The following is a 17,640-nucleotide window of genomic DNA, read 5'->3' on the forward strand; positions in this document are numbered from 1 at the left end:
CACAGGCGCCTTATCTAGAGACGATGCGCCCCGATGATCTGCTCAAGCCGCGCCCTGAGGGGCTCTATTGTCCCCCAGGTGATTTTTACATCGATCCGGTGCGCCCCGTGGAGCGCGCGCTGGTCACGCATGGCCATGCCGATCACGCCCGACCCGGCAACCAGAACGTGCTGGCCACCCGGCAGACGCTGGACATCATGGCGATCCGTTATGGCGAGAACTTCGCCGCCAGCCGGCAGGAAGCGGCAATCGGCGAGAGGCTGACGATCAACGGCGTCACCGTGTCGTTTCATCCCGCGGGCCATGTGCTGGGATCGGCGCAGATCTGCGTCGAGAAGGATGGGCTTCGGATCGTTGCGTCCGGCGATTACAAGCCGCGGCCGGACCCGACCTGTGCAGCGTTCGAGCCGGTGCCCTGCGATGTCTTCATCACCGAGGCGACCTTCGCGCTGCCGGTGTTTCGCCACCCCGACGACCGTGAAGAGATCGGCAGGCTCCTGAAGTCCGTGCGGCAGTTTCCCGAGCGCTCGCACCTGGTCGGCGCCTATGCGCTCGGCAAGGCGCAGCGGGTGATCCGGCTGATCCGTGATGCGGGCTATGACGAGACCATCTACATCCACGGCGCGCTGAAGACGCTCTGCGACTATTACGAATCGCAAGGCGTTGCGCTCGGTCCGCTGGCGCCGGCCACCATCGACAACGGCAAGAAGGGCGATTTCGCGGGCGCGATCGTCGTTGGACCGCCGTCGGCCTTTGCCGATCGCTGGGCGCGGCGCTTTCCCGATCCAGTGTCCTGTTTCGCCTCGGGCTGGATGCGTGTGCGCCAGCGCGCCAAGCAACGCGGCGTGGAACTGCCGATCATTCTTTCCGACCATGCCGACTGGGACGAGTTGATCGACACGATCACCGCCATCTCGCCTTCGGAAGTCTGGGTGACGCATGGGCGCGAAGAGGCGTTGGTTCGCTGGTGCGAGTTGAACGGTATCCGCGCTCGCCCGTTACATCTGGTCGGATACGAGGACGAGGCCGAGTGATGATTGCTAAGCTTTTGGGATCGACCGCAGTTCTGCTCGCGGCCTGTCTGCAACCGGTCTCGGCAGCGTCGCCGGATGCCTGGGCCGAATTCGCCAAGACCGTGGACGAGAAGTGCCGGGCGCTGGCGAAAGGCGAGATGGAGATCGAGGCGGTTCGAGTCGACCCGTTCGGCAGCGAAACGTACGGGCTTGCGATCGTTTCCGGCCGGGTTGGCGAGGCGGCGGTCGAGCGCATCTGCGTGATGGACAAGCAGAGCGAGGAGGCCGAACTTGGCGGTGAATTGCCGATGGCGGCGGCAACCGGCGATGCTCTCGGGTTTCTGGTGAGCGAGGATCGAGCCGACCTCGATACGATGCGGGCAGCTGCGGAGCGGACACTGGCCGAGATCGAGTCGAGCGGCGAGCCGCTCGATGCCGGCGCCATGGACGCTGCCGACAACGCATCGACCGGGCTGAACGACACCTTCTCGGCGATCACGTTGGCGCCGGGCGCCTATGCCTGCACGGTCTACTGGTACGGCTTTCTGGACCAGGGCGCACGCCGGGTCGGCGACCATCGCTGTCGCGTCTCGGAGGCCGAGACCGGCACCATCATCGAGAAGATTTCAGGCGAGCGCCTTGCCGCCAATCTCATCGTGGATGAGGACCGGACGGTCTATGTCGGACGCACCTTCCTCGAAGGTCAGAGCGAGAATGCCTATGATGCGGCCAATCCCGCCAATGCGGGCAATTCGAATTTCGGCAACAAGGTGGGCCTGGCGGCGCAACTCGGAGACAGCGTCTATCTGATTTCGACGCAGGCACGCGGCATGCAGCCGAAGGACGAGACGTTCTTTGAAATCATCGCCCTGACGCCCGCGCCGTGATCCGATGAAACGCTTCGCCGAACTGCTCGACCGCCTGCTCCTGACCCCGTCGCGCAACGGCAAGCTTACACTGCTCGTGGATCACTTCACGACAGTGCCGGACCCTGAGCGGGGCCTGGCGCTTGCAGCGATCACGCGCGACCTGTCGATCGCCTCGGTAAAGCCGGCCATGCTGCGGGCGCTGGTGGAGGAGCGGATCGATCCGATCCTGTTCGGATATTCCTATGATTATGTCGGCGATCTGGCCGAGACGATCGCACTGATTTGGCCGACCGAGGCGAGCGCGCTCGACCGGCGAAACGACGTGCCGACGCTTTCGGAAGTGGTGCAGACGCTGGATGCGACGAGCCGGGCGAAGGCACCGGCGGTCATGGCGGACTGGCTCGACCGCCTCGATGCATCAGGGCGCTATGCGCTGATCAAGCTCGCGACCGGGGGCTTGCGGATCGGCGTGTCGTCGCGGCTCGCCAAGCAGGCGCTCGCGGATTTCGGCAAGGTCGACGTGGTCGAGATCGAGGAGCTCTGGCACGGGCTGAAGCTGCCCTATCTGGAGCTTTTTGCATGGCTGGAAGGCCATGCGCCGAAGCCTGAGAGCCTGGCGGCGGCGCCGTTTCGGCCGGTAATGCTGGCCACCGCCATCGAGGATGGCGATCTCGACAAGCTTGACCCTGCCGATTACGCCGCCGAATGGAAATGGGACGGCATTAGGGTACAGGCGACATCGGAGCGGGGGGTTCGCCGGCTTTATACGCGCACTGGTGACGATATCTCCGGCACGTTTCCCGATATCTTGGAGGCGCTTAACTTCGAAGGCGCGATGGACGGCGAACTGCTCGTTGGCCATAGCCCTGACCTGACGGCGGGCAAGCAGGGTCCGGTCGAGATCGGCACCTTTGGCGATCTGCAGCAGCGATTGAACCGCAAGGCGGTGACCGCAAAGACGATGGAGGCCTATCCGGCCTTCATCCGCGCCTACGATCTCATGCAGGACGGCAGCGAAGACCTCCGAGCGGCGCCTTTTCGCGAGCGACGGGCGCGCCTGGAAGCCTTCGTGCTCGGGCTCGATCCAACGCGGTTCGACATCTCCCCGCTCGTTGAATTCACCGATTGGCAGCAGATCGTCGACTTCCGCACCGAGCCACCGCATCCGATCATCGAAGGGCTGATGCTGAAGCGGTGGGACAGCCCTTACGTGCCCGGCCGGCCGCGCGGCCCGTGGTTCAAATGGAAGCGTGAGCCGTTCACCATCGATGCGGTGCTGATGTATGCCCAGCGCGGCCATGGCAAACGGTCGAGCTTCTACTCCGATTACACATTCGGAGTCTGGAAGGGCGATACGCCGGAAACTGGTGAGCTGGTGCCCGTCGGCAAGGCCTATTTCGGCTTTACGGACGACGAATTGAAGCTGATCGACAAATTCGTTCGCGACAACACGATCGACCGCTATGGGCCGGTTCGGTCGGTCAAAGCGACGCCTGAGGTGGGGCTGGTGCTGGAAATCGCGTTCGAGGGGTTGAACCGCTCCGCCCGGCACAAATCGGGCGTCGCGATGCGCTTTCCGCGCATATCACGGCTGCGCTGGGACAAGCCGGCGCGCGAGGCCGACCGCTTGGAAACGCTGGAACGGATGCTGGACTGACGGGGGCGCCTTGCCAAAGCCGCAAAGGCTTCCTACCTCGCCAACTCTAAGACGCGCTGACAGCTTCGGAAAGGCACCAATGTCGGGCAGGGTGACACGGTTTTTGGGCGATACGCCGGGACGGACGCTGGTCAAGCTTCTCGTCGTCTCCTTCATCGTCGGCGTCGTGATGAACGTGATGGGGTGGTATCCGCTGGATATCTACTACTTCGTCCGCGACTTCGCGCTCTATCTCTGGGATTTGGGCTTCGATGCCTTCGGCAGCGTCGGCAATTACCTGATCCTCGGTGCGATGGTGGTTATTCCCGTCTTCCTTATCCTGCGCATTGTCAGCTATCGGAACTGATCCTTTCATGCAGACCAGACGTTTCGTCCTTCTCGGAAGCGGCGCGGCCGGGCTTGCGCTGATTGCAGGGTGCTCGACGCTCGGCACCCGCAGTTCGATCCCGGGCCAGGTCGTCACCATGGACGCGATCGAGCGGGTGAACGCCTTTCGCGTCGCCAATGGGCGGACGCCGCTGCGCCATGATGCGCGTGCCTCGGAAGCAGCGCTTTCCCATGCACGCACGATGGCCGAAAATCGCCGCATGGCGCACAATATCGGCGTCGGCGCCGATTTCGCGCAGCGCATGAAGGGACAGAACGTGACCTTGCCGGCCGCCGAGAACATCGCGACAGGGCAGGCGACTGTCGATCGCGCGTTGCTCGCCTGGGAAGTCTCGGCAAGCCACCGTGCCAATACGCTCGATCCCCGGTTCACCGGGCTCGGCGTCGCCATGGCACAGGACACCGACAATGGCGGTGCGCCCTATTGGGCGATGATCCTTTCGGGCGGCTGAAGCCGTCGCCCAATCAGTAGCGGCTGTTGCCGGAGCCTTCATCGATGATGGGCGTGTCGACCGCGGCATAGAGACTGGCATCGGAATAGACGACCCTGCGCGCATCTGCGCCAAGGTGGAGGCCGACGACCAAGTTGACGTAGCGGTTGACGCCGATCCGTGTGTCCAGAACGCCGTCAGGGGCTCCATTCAGCGCGATGCCTGTCGTTCGGCCTGCCGACCGGCCAACCCGGGTCGCATCCTGGAACTTGTTGCCATCGATCCAGCCATATTGAGAGGCGGCGTCGCCCACTTCTGCGACGAGCCCGGTCCAGGTGGTGTCCGGCTGCTCTACGAGCAGGTCGTTGCCGGTCACGATGAAGTCGCGGGCGCGCATCAGACGCATGCCCGTTCTGAAGGTCTGGAAGTGGCAGTTGGTGATCCAGAAAAGCGGCTTCCCGGCATTGCCCCCGTCCAGCGGGTGTTCGTCCGCCTCCACGAGCACGCCCTCGTCGCAGGCAACGGCAGAGTGCTTGTCGATCGTGATGCCTTCGTGGGTGCCGATGAGATGCACGCCGCAGCCGGCGAAATAGGCCTGGCAATTTTCGATGGTAAAGTCGACCGGGTGGCTCTCGCCGTCGCCCTGGGCAACGATCGCGCTTCCCTGGCGCTCGCCCGGCACCACGTGGCGGACGCCGTTGTGAATGCAGCCGCGCACGACACCGTGCCGCTGGTTGACGAGGCGAATGCCGGTGCGAAAGCCGCGATCATGATCGGTCGCGCTCGTATGCACATTGGTGATGTCGAAGGTGCGGTAGACGGAGCCCGTACCGCCGCTGGCCGTGAGGGTCAGCGCCCCATGCGGCGATCCGGTGACCGCCGACAGCAGGCCGAAATCGCGCGCGGTCAGGGCGTTGCCTGTCGCAATGCCAATCTCGCCGCAGTCGAAATGCAGCGCGTCGCCTTCGGCGTGATCGACGATGAAATGGTTGCGGCCAAGGCCCTGCAGCATGCTCGGCTGGTCGGTGAAGCCGTTGCCGAAGGTGATGGGCTCCGTCAGCCGATAGGTGCCGACCAGTGCCACGCCAAGGCCAGAATGCAGCGCGCGGCGAACGGCATCCGTATCGTCAGCCATGCCGTCGCCAACCGCGCCGAAGTTTTCGGGCGCCGTCCAGCCAGGCACGATGGCGGCCTGAAATTCGCTCGCCCGCTGCGCCCAGGCCTGCGGCATGCCGAGCAGCAGGGCTGTCACCGCGCCTGCGCCTGACCCGAGGAGCGAGCGGCGCGTGAAATGAGCTACTCGGATCATTTGGTCTTGTCGCTCCTACCAGTCTCAGACGAATTCGCGGGCGACGCGAAAGAGTGTCGCGTGGCGCTCGGCGACCGCATCGACATCCTTGCCGTAGCCGCCGCCGATGACCCCGCAGAGCGGAATGCCGCGTTCCCGGAAGAAGCCGATGACCGCGCGGTCGCGCCGCTTCAGGCCCTCGTCGGTCAGGGAGAGCCTGCCGAGCCGATCATCGGAGTGTGGATCGACGCCGGCGTTGTAGAACACGATATCGGGCCTCGGTCCAAGACATGCGCGCGCGAGCGTATCCTCGAGGATTTCCAGATAGGCATCATCGCGGACCTTGTCGGGCAGCGCGACATCCATGTCCGATGGCACCTTGTCGTTCGGATAGTTGCGTTCGGCATGAACCGACACCGTGAAGACGCGGGGCTCGTCTCGAAAGATGTCGGCAGTTCCATCGCCCTGGTGCACGTCGAGATCGATTACCATGGCCCGACGGATCGTCGCCTCATCGAGAAGCTTGGACGCCGCGACGCCGACATCGTTGAAGGTGCAGAAGCCCGCACCATGGGCGCGCCGCGCGTGGTGGCTGCCGCCGGCGGTGTTGCAGGCAAGGCCGGTTTCCAGCGCGATGCGTGCCGCCAGAAGGGTGCCGGAAGTTGCAGCGCGCGCGCGGCGCGATACGCGCTCATTGACCGGAAAGCCGATGGCCTTCTCGATCCGCTCGGGGACGGCGATTGCGAAAACCTGCGCCACATAGGTCGGGTCATGGGCGAGTGCAAAGACCTCCTGCGGTTCGATCCCGGGCACCTCATGGCCTTGTTCGAGGAGGCCATCGCGTCTCAAAATCTCGATCAGCCGGGTGTATTTGCCCATGGGAAAGCGATGGTCAGCAGAAAACTGCGCATCGTAGTCGGGGGTGTGGACGATCGGGAGCACCATCTCAGACTCGATATAGCGGAAGCCGCCGGCAAATGAAGTGCTGCCGGCTCATCGGTGCCCATCGAAGGGCTTGCGGCCCACCCACGCTTCTCTCCTTTCCAGAAACGATCTAGGGGAAGTGCGGCATCCGCTCCGCTTTCTTCAAGGTCGCTTTCTTGTCGTCCAGCCCAACGAATTCCAACGCGTCCGAAGCCCGGCCGTTCGACGTGACCAGCCGATCGGTGATCGCGATCGCGCTGCCGATGACGCTTGCCTTCATGACGACGCCGCTGATTGGGTTGACCGACACGGCGATCGTGGGCCAGTCGGGCGAGGCCGCACCGCTAGGCGGCCTTGCGATCGGAGCGATCATCTTCGATTTCGTGTTCGTCAGCTGCAATTTCCTGCGGGCGGCAACGACCGGCCTCGTCGCACAGTCGGCAGGGCGCGGCGATGTCGGCGAGCAACAGACGATCTTCTGGCGCGCGCTGATCCTTGCGCTCGGAATCGGCATCGCCTTTGTGGTGCTTGCACCGTGGATCACCGGTGCGGGGCTGGCCTTCATGGAGCCCGGTGCGGACGTGCGCGCTGCCGCCGAAACCTATATGGCGATCCGCTTTCTCTCGGCCCCGGCCGCGCTTGCGAACTACGCGATCCTGGGTTTCGTCCTCGGTCGCGGAGAAGCCAGGCTCGGTCTCGGTCTGCAGGTGTTGATCAACGGCGCCAACATCGCCCTCTCGCTCTATCTCGGCGTGGTGCTGGGATGGGGCATCGAAGGGGTCGCCTGGGGGACGGTTGCAGCCGAGTGCATCGGCGCCGTCTGCGGCTTCGCGGTCATCGTCGGGCGCTTTTCACGCCAGCCACGGCCGGGCTGCTTGTCGCTCTTCGACCGGAAGGCGCTCGTTGCGCTGATGGCGCTCAATCGCGACATCATGATCCGATCGCTGTCGCTTCTCACCGCTTTCGCGCTCTTCACGCGTACCGGGGCGCAATTTGGTCCGGTCATGCTTGCGGCCAATGCAGTGCTGCTCAACTTCTTCATGATCGCCGGCTTCTATCTCGACGGCTTGGCGACGGCGTCGGAGCAGATCGTCGGTCGCTCGATCGGCGCGATGCATCGGCCGGCTTTCGACAAGGCAATTCGGCTGACGGTGTTGTGGGGCTTTGCCTTGTCGGGCATCGCAGCCGCGTTCTTCCTGCTGGCCGGTCCGGCGCTGATCGACATCGTCACCACCGCGCCGGAAGTGCGCGAGGCGGCCCGGATCTATCTTCCATGGGCGGCACTGACAGGACTTTCCGGCGTGCTGGCATTTCAGATGGACGGCGTCTTCATCGGCGCAACCTGGTCGCGCGACATGCGCAACATGATGATCCTGTCGCTGATCGCTTTCGTCGCCATGGTGTGGTTCGTCGTGCCCATGGCCGGCAATCACGGGCTTTGGGCTGCGTTCAACCTGTTTCTCGGCTTGCGCGGCATCTCGCTTTTTCTGCTCGTACCGCGCCGCGCACAGGCGACCTTCAGGCAGTGAGCGCGAGATCCGCCCAGGCATCGACTTCGGTATCACGGTAATCGGCAATGACGGCGACGCCGTCGGCATCGAGGCGTTCGGCAAGACCCTTGGTGATGTCGTGCGCGATGGCAGGGCCGCGATAGATGAGGCCTGTATAAAGCTGCACGAGGTCGGCGCCCGCCTTGATCTTCGTCAGCGCCGCTTCTGCGGAATCGACGCCGCCGACACCGATCAGCACCAGACTTGTCCCCACACGTCGACGCAGGCGCGCCAGCATGATGTTGGAGCGTTCAAACAGCGGGCGTCCGGAAAGGCCACCCGTCTCGCGTGCCTTGTCGCTGTTGGTCAGGCCGGCGCGCGACAGGGTGGTGTTGGAAACGATCACACCTTCGATGGCATGGGCCAGCGCCATTTCGGCGACGTCGTCGAGCGCGGCTTCATCCAGATCCGGCGCGATCTTGAGGAACACCGACAGGCGCTTGCCCGTGATGCTGGCGGCAGCTTCGCGCGCAGCGGTCACTGCTTTCAGCAGTTCGGCCAGGCTTTCGCGCGCCTGCAGATCGCGAAGGCCGGGCGTGTTCGGCGAGGACACATTGATCGTGAAATAGTCGGCGACCGTCGCGAAGGTCTTGATGCCGGCCGCGTAATCGGCAACGCGGTCGTCGCTATCCTTGTTGGCGCCGATATTCACGCCGACGATGCCTGCCCGGCGCGAGCGCTTCTTGAGCCTGGCTAACGCCGCCTCATGTCCGCGATTGTTGAAGCCGAGCCGGTTGATGACGGCTTCGTCCTCCGGCAGCCGGAAGATGCGGGGCTGCGGATTTCCCGCCTGCGGCTTCGGGGTCACCGTGCCGATTTCGACGAAGCCGAAGCCGAGCTGCAGAAGCGCATTCGGCACTTCCGCGTCCTTGTCGAAACCGGCGGCCATGCCGATCGGGTTCGGCAGGATCAGATTGGCGACGCGTGTTTCCAGACGCTTGTCGCGCACCGGGGGCGGGGCAGGCACCAGGCCTGCCGACAGCGCTCGAATGGCCAGTCCATGCGCCGTTTCAGGCTGCAACAGAAACAGAAGCTGGCGGCCGATATCGGCGGTGAAAGACATCAGGCGTCCAATGCCGGAAAATTGTGGGAGCCGTCGGCGTTCAGCGGCAAAGGCTTCACCCAGAGCACGGCCGACAATTCCAGCGGCGTATAGAGATGCGGAAAGAGCTGTCCGCCGCGGGACGGTTCGTAGACCAGATGATCGCCGAACTGCGCCGGGTCGATCGCAACGAGCACCAGATCGTCCTGGCCCTGGAAATGCTTGGCTGCCGTCTCGCGGACCTGATCGGCTGTGGAGAAATGGATGTAGCCGTCGATGAGATCGATCGGCGCACCGACGAACTGGCCTGCTGCTTCTGCTGCTTCCCAGAGCGGGCGCGGCGCGATCTTGTAGATCGGTGCTGTCATGCGAGTCCCTTCGCGTGTAACGATCCGGATATCCTATTTCGGACGCGTTTCAATGGGCATAGTGACTGTGATTAAGCAATTGGAGGCGACGATGTTGCACAAATTTCCCGCCGCCGCGCTGATCCTTGGCCTTTTGGCCGGCCCCGCGGTCGCGCAAGACGATGGGCGCTACTCTATGGAGCGTACCGAAGACGGCTTCGTGCGCATGGATCGACAGACCGGGGAGGTCTCGGTCTGCCGGGAGCAGGGCGAGGATCTCGTGTGCCGGCTGGCGGCCGATGACCGGCAGGCCTTCGAGACGGATCTCGACGCGCTGTCGGACCGTGTCACGGCGCTCGAGGAGCGGCTTGCAGAGTTGTCCTCGGCCGATCTGCCGCCCGAGGAAGAGATCGACCGTGCGATGGGCATCATGGAAAGCTTCATGCGCCGCTTCTTCGGCATGATCCAGGAATTCCAGCAGGAGCTGGGTGCGCCCGAGGATGGCACCCGCACCTGATCGCTATGTGGCGAGCGCCGCATCGATCCGGCTGTTGAGGAAGGTTTCTATCCGCTCCTGGCTCGCTTCGGCCAACTTCGTTTCGAAGCTCTGGAAGACGTGACAGCCGCCCGGCGCAATGGCGATCTCGGCCGTGTTGCCGGCAGCCAGCCAGCGGGCCGCCATGAAAAGCGTATCGTCGATCAAGAGGTCGGCGGTTCCGCAGGAAAACAAAGCCGGCGGCATGTCGACCAGGTCGGCAAAGAGCGGTGAAACGGCGGGATCGCGCCGGTCGATCGTTGCCGGCACGAAATTCTCGACGAATTTTTCCACGTCCCGGGTGTTGAGGATCAGCTTGTCGCTGCCCCAGTTCCTAACGCTCGGAGTAAGCGACAGATCAAAGCAGCCCGCCATGAGATTGGCGGCTGCGAATGGCGTCAGCTGGTACCGATCGCGCAAGGCCACGAGCGTGGCGACGGTAAGGTGTGCGCCGGCGGATTCGCCCCCGATGGCCAGAACGGAGCGGTCAAACTCCGAGCCGCCTTCACCGACGAGCCACAAGGCCGCGGTCAGGCAATCGTCGATGGCGGCAGGGAAGGGGTGTTCGGGCGCAAGACGGTAGTCGACCGACACAGCAGAAAGACCGGTTACTTCGACCAGGCGCCGCAAACGCAGGTCGTTCTCGCGCGCCGTTCCCATCACCCATCCACCGCCGTGAAAATGCAGATAGGTGCCACGCGGAGCGCGTGTCAGCGGATGCAGGATGCGCAGGCCGATCGGATGTCCGTCATCGCCCTCAATGGTCTGCTCGATGGCATGGCGGTCGGGTGGCGGAAGTGGAAACGACCCGCGACCGGCAGCGCGCGCCTTCCTGATCTCCGGCAGGCTGAACGACCAGATGTCGGGTGCCGCAGCCAGCCGGGACAGGATGCTTGCGTTGAGATCCCGGGTTTCCCCGTCGATATTTTCGGGCGCGAAAATGTCGGGACCTGGCCAGTCGACTGAAATCATCACGCACGAACCTCTTCTCAAGACTGTCGTTTTGCCCGTCCTGCACCATATGGGTGCGGTCCAGGATGGCAATGGGCGCGTCGACGAGGAGATATGCAGTTGAGGATCATCATTGGACTTTTCGGACTCGCCTTCGGGTTGCTGATCGTTTGGGCGAGCCTGACGGGCGATTTCTGGGCAACCGGCAGCTTCCTGACGTCTGACCCCTGGGGGATCGTGTCTCTGGTGGATCTCTATCTCGGCCTTATCCTGTTCGGCGTGATCATCGCGCTCGTCGAGCGAAGGCCTCTCGCCATCCTGTTGTGGTGCCTGCCGCTGCCTTTTCTCGGCAATCTCTGGACCGTGCTCTGGTTCGTTGTCCGTTGGCGTAAAATAAAAGAGTGGGCCGGCCATGCGGTTGCGTCCGTTCGTGGACAAGGGCAGAAAGCGCTTTGAGCGCAGGACGTTCGCGTCTAGCATGAGCGTCCAATGTCGGCGCCCGGGCGGAGGTCTAACCGAAGCGCCGTCGGGAGGGGCATTTGACATCGAACACCACAATCATCATCGCCGATGACCATCCGCTGTTTCGCGGTGCGTTGCGGCAGGCGCTCAACGGATTGGGCGAGGCGGTCGAGATCGTCGAATCCGGTGATTTCGATGCAACGCGGCAAGCGGTCATCGACCATCCCGATGCCGACATCATGCTGCTCGATCTCGCCATGCCCGGCGTGAGCGGCCTGTCGGGCCTGATTTCCCTGCGCGCGGAATTCGTCAGCCTGCCGGTGGTCATCGTGTCGGCTTCGGACGATGGGGCAACGATCCGCCGGGTGCTTGATCTCGGCGCCTCGGGCTTCATCCCGAAATCCGCGAGCATCGACGATATCCGGGCCGCCGTGCGGGCCGTGCTGGATGGCGAAGTTTGGGTTCCCGCCTCGATCGACGTGGCGGAAGAAGCCGACACCGAAGTGCAGGATCTCATTCGCCGCCTGCAGACGCTCACGCCCCAGCAGAGCCGAGTGCTCGGTATGCTGGCCGAAGGCTTGCTGAACAAGCAGATTGCCTACGAGCTCAGTGTGTCGGAAGCCACCATCAAGGCCCATGTGTCCGCGGTGCTGCAGAAGCTCGGTGTCGACAGCCGAACACAGGCGGTCATCCAGCTGTCGCGCATCGGCATGGGCGGGTTGAACGCCCTGCCCGAAAGCGCCTCGACGCACTGATGCGTCATTCAGCCGCCTGACGACGCGCAGCGGCAATCCTGGTCAAAAACGCGCGCAGCGCTGCAGGCCGAACCGGCTTGTTCTGGATGGCGATGCCTTCGGCGTCCGCCATGGTGCGCACCTCGACCGTCCGATCCGCCGTGACCATGAGCGCGGGAAGATCGGCCGCAAAGCGCTTGCGCAACCGGATGACTGCGCCGATCCCGTCGCCATCATCGAGATGATAGTCGACGATGAGCGCTTCGGGCACCGGATGGTTGGGCGAAAGCGCGTCGATCTCGGCGATCGAATGCAGGCCGGTGACCGAGCAGCCCCAGCCCGTGAGCAGGGTGATCATGCCTTCGGTAATGCGCTTTTCGTTGTCGAGCACAAGGACACGGAGACCGCCGAGGCTTGTCACGGGTCGTATATCGTGAACGCTGCTCTTTTCTGCCGATGTCGCACGGCTTGCCTTTTCCATCGGAACGGTGACGCGGAAATCGGTGCCGCGTCCGGACACGGAACTCAGGCTGACACGGTGATTGAGCACCCGCGCCATTCGATCGACGATGGAGAGACCGAGCCCGAGGCCACTGGCTGTCCGGATACCTTCCTCAAGCCGCGCAAATTCCTTGAAGACGGTGCGGAATTTGGAGGACGGTATGCCGATGCCCGTATCGATCACCTGGATTTCGACATCCTTGCCCCGCCGGCGGGCGCCGACGACGACGCCGCCGCTCTTTGTGTATTTGAGTGCGTTCGAAACGAGATTCTGGATCAGGCGGCGCAGAAGGTTTGGGTCGGTGCGCACGACGAGCGATGTCTTCATGACCTTGAACCGCAGATTGCCGGCCGCAGCGACCGGCGCGAAGTCCGTCTCGATCCGGCGGAAGAGCTCGTCGAGCGCCACGACGGAGAAACGCGGCTTCATCGCCCCGGTGTCGAGGCGGGAAATGTCCAGCACCGCGCCGAGGATCGATTCCACGGAATCGAGCGAGGAATCGATGTTGGTGGCGAGATCGCGGTTTGCCGTGTCATCCAGACGTTCGACGAGCGCCGACGAATAGAGACGGGCGGCGTTGAGCGGCTGGAGAATGTCGTGGCCGGCCGCCGCGAGGAAGCGGGTCTTGCCGATATTGGCTTCCTCTGCCGTCGCGCGGGCTTCCGCGAGTTCTTCGTTCACCTGCGTCAGCTCAAAGGTGCGCTCGGCAACGCGCTGCTCCAGCGTCTCGTTGATCTGCTTGAGGGCAAGATCGGCCTTCACGCGCTGGGTGATGTCGGCATAGGTGGTGACGATGCCCTTATCGGGCATCGGGTTCGATCGGATTTCGATGATCCGGCCTAGGCTCGGCAATTCGAGCGCGAAGGCCTTGTCCATCACCATGAAGTCGGCAAGCACCTTGTCGGCCTGCTTCGGGTCGATGTCACCGCGCTCCTTCATGATCGCGATGATCTCGCGCAGCGGAAACCCGACCTGCCCGACGGCTTCGGGCAAACCGAGCAGATCGCGAAAACGGGTGTTCCAGACGGTCAGCCGGCTCAGATGATCGAAGACCGTGATGCCCTGGTCCATCTGGCCGAGCGCCGTCTGCAGCAGGTCGCGATTGTACTGCAGGGCCTCCGACGCCTCGTCGAGAAGCCTCGCCGTGGCGGCCGATGTGTCGTCATGCTTCTGGAACAGGAGCGAGAGCACGAGCCGCGAGGACGCGGAGCCGATTGCGCTGCCCAGAAGCTGTTCCGCAAAACGCACCAGGCCCATGTCGACGGCGGATTGGGGCTCCAGCCAACGACCGGTGGTCGTCTCGTAGGTGTGGAACGAGCGTTCGGTCCGCCGCTCGCCCAGATAACGCGCGATCGTTGCCTTCAGGTCCTTGACGGTTACCTTCGTGGACCAGCGGCCGGAAGCTGGGTTTGCCAGTGACCGCTGCGGAATGAAGACGTTCGCCTGCAGCCGTTCAAGCGGCTTGAGATCGCGCGACAACGAGCCCACGACGTAAAGCACGATGTTGAGCCCGAGGCTGAGCACCGTTGCGTTCAGCAGCGGATCGGCCATGGCCGGCGACGTGGCTTCCATTCCCGGAAGGAGGAAACTCAGGATTTGGGCCGACAGCATGGTCTGCTCCGGCCCGCCAAGGCTCGGGATGAAGAGGAGATAGAACCAGACCAGCGTGCCGCCGATGAGGCCGGCCACGACGCCTCGGGCATTCGCACCGCGCCAGATGAGACCGCCGAACAGCGCCGGGGCGAGCTGGGCGATCGCCGCGAACGACAGGAGGCCGATCGACGCCAGGCCTCCGCTGACATCCGATGCGCGGAAATAGCAGTAACCGAGAAAGACCGTGAAGAAGATGGCGGTTCGGCGGATTCGCAGGATGGTCAGGGAGGCGTCGCGGCCGGCGATCGAGCGGCGGAACGAGCTTTGACGCAACAACACCGGCATTACAATGTCGTTGGAGATCATGATCGAGATCGCCACGGAGGCGACGATGACCATGGCGGTTGCGGCGGAAAATCCGCCGATGAAGGTGATGAGCGTGAGCTCTGGTACGTCGAAGGCAAGCGGCAGGGAAAGCAGATAAAGATCCGCGTCGCCGCCGCCATCGAAGACGATGAGGCCGGCGAGCGCTACCGGCAGTACGAAGAGATTGATCGCGATCAGATAGGCCGGGAAGAGGAAGGCTGCCGTCTTCAGTTCGTCGTGGGTACGGTTTTCCACGACGGTCACATGAAACTGGCGCGGCAGGAGAATGATCGCGAAGGCCGAGAGCACGGTCAGCAGGAGCCATCGGCCGAGCGACGTTTCATAGGCCATGGCCTCCACGGCCTGCGCGTTTATCTGCGCCGCCTCGAATAGGGCCCCCGGAGAATCGAAGATCCAGTAGACGACGAAGAGGCCCACCATGGTGAAGGCGATGAGCTTGACGACGGATTCCATGGCGATAGCGAGGATCAGGCCGTCCTGGTGCTCGGTCGCGTCCGTGTGACGGGTCCCGAAGATCACGGCGAAGACGGCGAGCATTCCGGCGACGACCAGCGAGATTTCGGTGACGAGGAAGGACTCGCGGATGCCGTCGGCGCCGTTTGCATTGACGATGGCTGTCACGCTGCTGGAGACGGCTTTCAACTGAAGGGCGATATAGGGAACGGCGCTGATGACGGCGATGAGGGCGACGATGCCTGCCACAAGCGGGTTCTTGCCGTAGCGCGCGGCGATGAAATCCGCGATTGACGTGATCTTTTCGGCTTTGGCGAGGCGCACGATGCGGCGGATGACCGGAAAGCCGATCGTGAACATCAGGATTGGGCCGATATAGATCCCGAGAAATTCGAGACCGCGCTCCGTCGCCAAGCCAACGGAGCCGAAATAGGTCCAGGATGTGCAATAAATTGCGAGGCTCAGCGCGAAAATGACAGGCCGGCCGGCAAGCCGTCGCTTGGGGCGCATGCCGATCTTGTCGCCATAGGTCGCAATGGCGAAAAGCAGCAGCATGTAAAACAGCGCCGAACAGAAAATGACCCAGCCGGCGACCATTCAACCTCCCCAATCGCCTCGTCGTCATAAACGGAAAGGCCGTCGATGACGACATGAAAGCATAGCGCGATCGATACGCTGCGCAAATCATGCGAAAGACGGTGCGCAACGCCTGCCACATGCGTGCAATCGTGTCGCAGTGCACCATGAGTTGTGCTAATTCTGGGCGATGCCGGCTTCAGCACGCCGGCTTGGCCGAGGGGTTTCCGGCCGCCAATTGGAGGGTGTCATATGCTGAACGAGTTCAAGGAGTTCATTGCCCGCGGAAACGTCATGGACCTGGCGGTCGGTGTCATCATCGGCGGCGCTTTCGGTCTGATCGTCTCTTCCGTCGTCGATGACATCGTCATGCCCATCGTCGGAGCGATCCTGGGATCGGGCGTCGATTTCTCGAACTACTTTCTGCCGCTCTCCTCGGACGTCACCGCAAACACGCTTGCAGCTGCGCGCGAGCAGGGCGCGGTGCTCGCCTACGGGAATTTCGTCACCGTCATCTTCAACTTCCTAATCCTCGCCTTCATCATCTTCCTTATGGTGAAGGGCGTGAACCGGCTTCGCCGCAAGCAGGAAGACCCGGCTGTCGCAAGTGCGCCGCCTGCAGACATCCTGCTTCTGACCGAGATCCGGGACCTCCTGAAGAAGTAGGTCTCGTCCATCATCAGCATCGATCCGTCGATCAGTGCTTATGACGTGTGCCCCGCCTCGAATCGCGATAGGCAGTGCCGATCAAGAGGCGGAGCACCTTCATGTCCCTCATGGACCATCTGAGCCCGATCGCGCATTCTGTGCCGGAAAGCGGGATCGTCGAAGTCGTCAATCATGGGCGCAGCCGTGAAGGGCTGATTGCGCTCTGGGTGGGCGAAGGCGACCAACCGACCCCGGCATTCATCTCCGACGCGGCGTCGGCCTCGCTGACGCGCGGCGAGACCTTCTACACCTGGCAGCGCGGCATCCCCAATCTGCGCCAGGAATTGGCGAGCTATCATTCCAGGCATTTCGGCGCATCGTTTGATGCCAACGAGTTCTACGTCACCGTTTCCGGCATGCAGGCAATCCGCATCGGCCTGGAGGCGATCGTTCCGGCAGGATCCGAGGTGCTCTATCTATCGCCGGCCTGGCCGAACTTCCCCGCCGCAGTCACCATCAGCGGGTCGCAACCGGTGCCGGTGCTGCTTGAATTTACCGAGCGTGGCTGGAGCCTCGATCTCGGCAGGCTCGAAGCCTCCATCACGCCGCGCACCAAGGCGATCTTCGTCAACTCACCCTCCAACCCGACCGGCTGGACCGCTTCTGCCGACGACCTGAGACAGATCCTCGATCTCGCCCGGCGTCATGGTCTGTGGATCATGGCGGACGAAATCTACTCGCGCTTCTATTATGCCGGTGGCCGTGCACCGTCGTTCTTCGACATCCGGGAAGAGGGCGACCGCATTCTCTTCGTCAACTCCTTTTCCAAGAACTGGGCGATGACCGGCTGGCGGATGGGATGGATCACGGCGCCGCCGGAAATGGGCCAGGTGCTGGAGAACCTCATCCAGTACGCGACGTCGGGCGTGCCGCATTTCCTGCAGCAGGGCGCTGCGGCAGCGCTCGAACACGGCGACGGTTTCGTGGACGAACAGGTCGAGCGGGCGCGGCAGGCACGCGATCTCTTCTGCGATGCCCTGCTGGCCACCAACCGCGTGCGCCTCGTGAAGCCGGATGGTGCCTTCTACGCGTTCTTCGCGATCGACGGCATCGCCGACCCGAGGCGGGCTGCACTCGACATCGTCGACAGCACGGCAGTCGGGCTTGCGCCGGGCACGGCATTCGGTGCTGGAGGCTCGCCTTTCTTCCGCGCCTGCTTCCTGCGCCGCCTTGATCATGTGACGCAGGCTGCCGACCGGTTGCAGGCGTTCATCGCCGACCGCTGACGTCT

The 17,640-nt window shown here is 63.4% G+C and carries 17 protein-coding genes; 11 read left to right on the top strand and 6 right to left on the bottom strand.

The window, feature by feature from the left end; all coding sequences use genetic code 11:
* Positions 1–23: 23 nt before the first annotated feature.
* The 5 genes from QQL76_RS01465 to QQL76_RS01485 all read left to right on the top strand — a co-directional run bounded on the left by QQL76_RS01465 (position 24) and on the right by QQL76_RS01485 (position 4,378).
* Positions 24–1,034 carry a ligase-associated DNA damage response exonuclease gene (locus QQL76_RS01465; protein WP_499206067.1) on the top strand — a complete coding sequence of 337 codons (1,011 nt, stop codon included), beginning with the start codon at positions 24–26 and terminating at the stop codon, positions 1,032–1,034.
* Positions 1,034–1,900 carry a hypothetical protein gene (locus QQL76_RS01470; protein WP_499206068.1) on the top strand — a complete coding sequence of 289 codons (867 nt, stop codon included), beginning with the start codon at positions 1,034–1,036 and terminating at the stop codon, positions 1,898–1,900. Before QQL76_RS01465 ends, QQL76_RS01470 begins: the two co-directional genes overlap by 1 nt.
* A 4-nt stretch (positions 1,901–1,904) precedes the next feature.
* Complete coding sequence (locus tag QQL76_RS01475; protein ID WP_499206069.1) at positions 1,905–3,539, top strand: ATP-dependent DNA ligase; 1,635 nt, start codon at positions 1,905–1,907, stop codon at positions 3,537–3,539.
* 79 nt (positions 3,540–3,618) lie between these two features.
* On the top strand, positions 3,619–3,885 hold the full coding sequence (locus QQL76_RS01480) for a DUF6460 domain-containing protein (RefSeq protein WP_126008428.1): 267 nt from the start codon (positions 3,619–3,621) through the stop codon (positions 3,883–3,885).
* Positions 3,886–3,892: 7 nt separating this feature from the next.
* A complete protein-coding gene (locus QQL76_RS01485; protein WP_499206070.1) occupies positions 3,893–4,378 on the top strand; it encodes a CAP domain-containing protein in 486 nt (161 codons plus the stop codon).
* Between the two features lie 13 nt (positions 4,379–4,391).
* Here the strand turns inward: QQL76_RS01485 and QQL76_RS01490 are convergent, their stop codons facing one another.
* Positions 4,392–5,666, bottom strand: coding sequence for a hypothetical protein (locus QQL76_RS01490; protein WP_499206071.1), 1,275 nt, complete (start codon positions 5,664–5,666; stop codon positions 4,392–4,394).
* A 24-nt stretch (positions 5,667–5,690) separates the two neighbouring features.
* Complete coding sequence (locus tag QQL76_RS01495; protein WP_499206072.1) at positions 5,691–6,590, bottom strand: histone deacetylase family protein; 900 nt, start codon at positions 6,588–6,590, stop codon at positions 5,691–5,693.
* Positions 6,591–6,745: 155 nt separating this feature from the next.
* Here QQL76_RS01495 and QQL76_RS01500 point away from each other — a divergent pair, with 155 nt between their 5' ends.
* Positions 6,746–8,098 (top strand): MATE family efflux transporter, encoded by a 1,353-nt coding sequence (locus tag QQL76_RS01500; RefSeq protein ID WP_499206073.1) that lies wholly within the window; start codon positions 6,746–6,748, stop codon positions 8,096–8,098.
* Here the strand turns inward: QQL76_RS01500 and QQL76_RS01505 are convergent.
* Both QQL76_RS01505 and QQL76_RS01510 read right to left on the bottom strand, forming a co-directional pair.
* Positions 8,088–9,182, bottom strand: coding sequence for a dihydroorotate dehydrogenase (locus tag QQL76_RS01505; protein ID WP_499206074.1), 1,095 nt, complete (start codon positions 9,180–9,182; stop codon positions 8,088–8,090). The genes QQL76_RS01500 and QQL76_RS01505 overlap by 11 nt on opposite strands.
* Positions 9,182–9,529, bottom strand: coding sequence for a DUF952 domain-containing protein (locus tag QQL76_RS01510; RefSeq protein ID WP_499206075.1), 348 nt, complete (start codon positions 9,527–9,529; stop codon positions 9,182–9,184). The genes QQL76_RS01505 and QQL76_RS01510 overlap by 1 nt, the downstream gene beginning before the upstream one ends.
* A 91-nt stretch (positions 9,530–9,620) precedes the next feature.
* Between QQL76_RS01510 and QQL76_RS01515 the strand changes: the two genes are divergently transcribed.
* The gene (locus QQL76_RS01515) at positions 9,621–10,025 is read left to right on the top strand and encodes a hypothetical protein (protein ID WP_499206076.1); all 405 of its coding nucleotides are present in this window, start codon (positions 9,621–9,623) and stop codon (positions 10,023–10,025) included.
* Between the two features lie 3 nt (positions 10,026–10,028).
* Here the strand turns inward: QQL76_RS01515 and QQL76_RS01520 are convergent, their stop codons facing one another.
* Positions 10,029–11,015: an alpha/beta hydrolase gene (locus QQL76_RS01520; RefSeq protein ID WP_499207086.1), complete on the bottom strand. Its 987-nt coding sequence runs from the start codon at positions 11,013–11,015 to the stop codon at positions 10,029–10,031.
* 99 nt (positions 11,016–11,114) lie between these two features.
* Here QQL76_RS01520 and QQL76_RS01525 point away from each other — a divergent pair, with 99 nt between their 5' ends.
* Complete coding sequence (locus QQL76_RS01525) at positions 11,115–11,450, top strand: hypothetical protein (protein WP_499206077.1); 336 nt, start codon at positions 11,115–11,117, stop codon at positions 11,448–11,450.
* A gap of 83 nt (positions 11,451–11,533) precedes the next feature.
* Positions 11,534–12,211 carry a response regulator transcription factor gene (locus QQL76_RS01530; RefSeq protein WP_499206078.1) on the top strand — a complete coding sequence of 226 codons (678 nt, stop codon included), beginning with the start codon at positions 11,534–11,536 and terminating at the stop codon, positions 12,209–12,211.
* 4 nt (positions 12,212–12,215) lie between these two features.
* Here QQL76_RS01530 and QQL76_RS01535 read toward each other — a convergent pair whose 3' ends face one another.
* Complete coding sequence (locus tag QQL76_RS01535; protein ID WP_499206079.1) at positions 12,216–15,722, bottom strand: PAS domain-containing hybrid sensor histidine kinase/response regulator; 3,507 nt, start codon at positions 15,720–15,722, stop codon at positions 12,216–12,218.
* Positions 15,723–15,953: 231 nt separating this feature from the next.
* On the opposite strand from QQL76_RS01535, the gene mscL reads away from it, so the two are divergent.
* Positions 15,954–16,367: a large-conductance mechanosensitive channel protein MscL gene (gene mscL / locus QQL76_RS01540; protein ID WP_499206080.1), complete on the top strand. Its 414-nt coding sequence runs from the start codon at positions 15,954–15,956 to the stop codon at positions 16,365–16,367.
* Positions 16,368–16,468: 101 nt separating this feature from the next.
* Positions 16,469–17,635, top strand: a complete 1,167-nt coding sequence (locus tag QQL76_RS01545) for a pyridoxal phosphate-dependent aminotransferase (RefSeq protein ID WP_499206081.1) — start codon at positions 16,469–16,471, stop codon at positions 17,633–17,635.
* Positions 17,636–17,640 lie beyond the last annotated feature (5 nt).

It is taken from the genome of Rhizobium albus (assembly GCA_030160035.1).
GTDB lineage: Bacteria > Pseudomonadota > Alphaproteobacteria > Rhizobiales > Rhizobiaceae > Georhizobium > Georhizobium albus.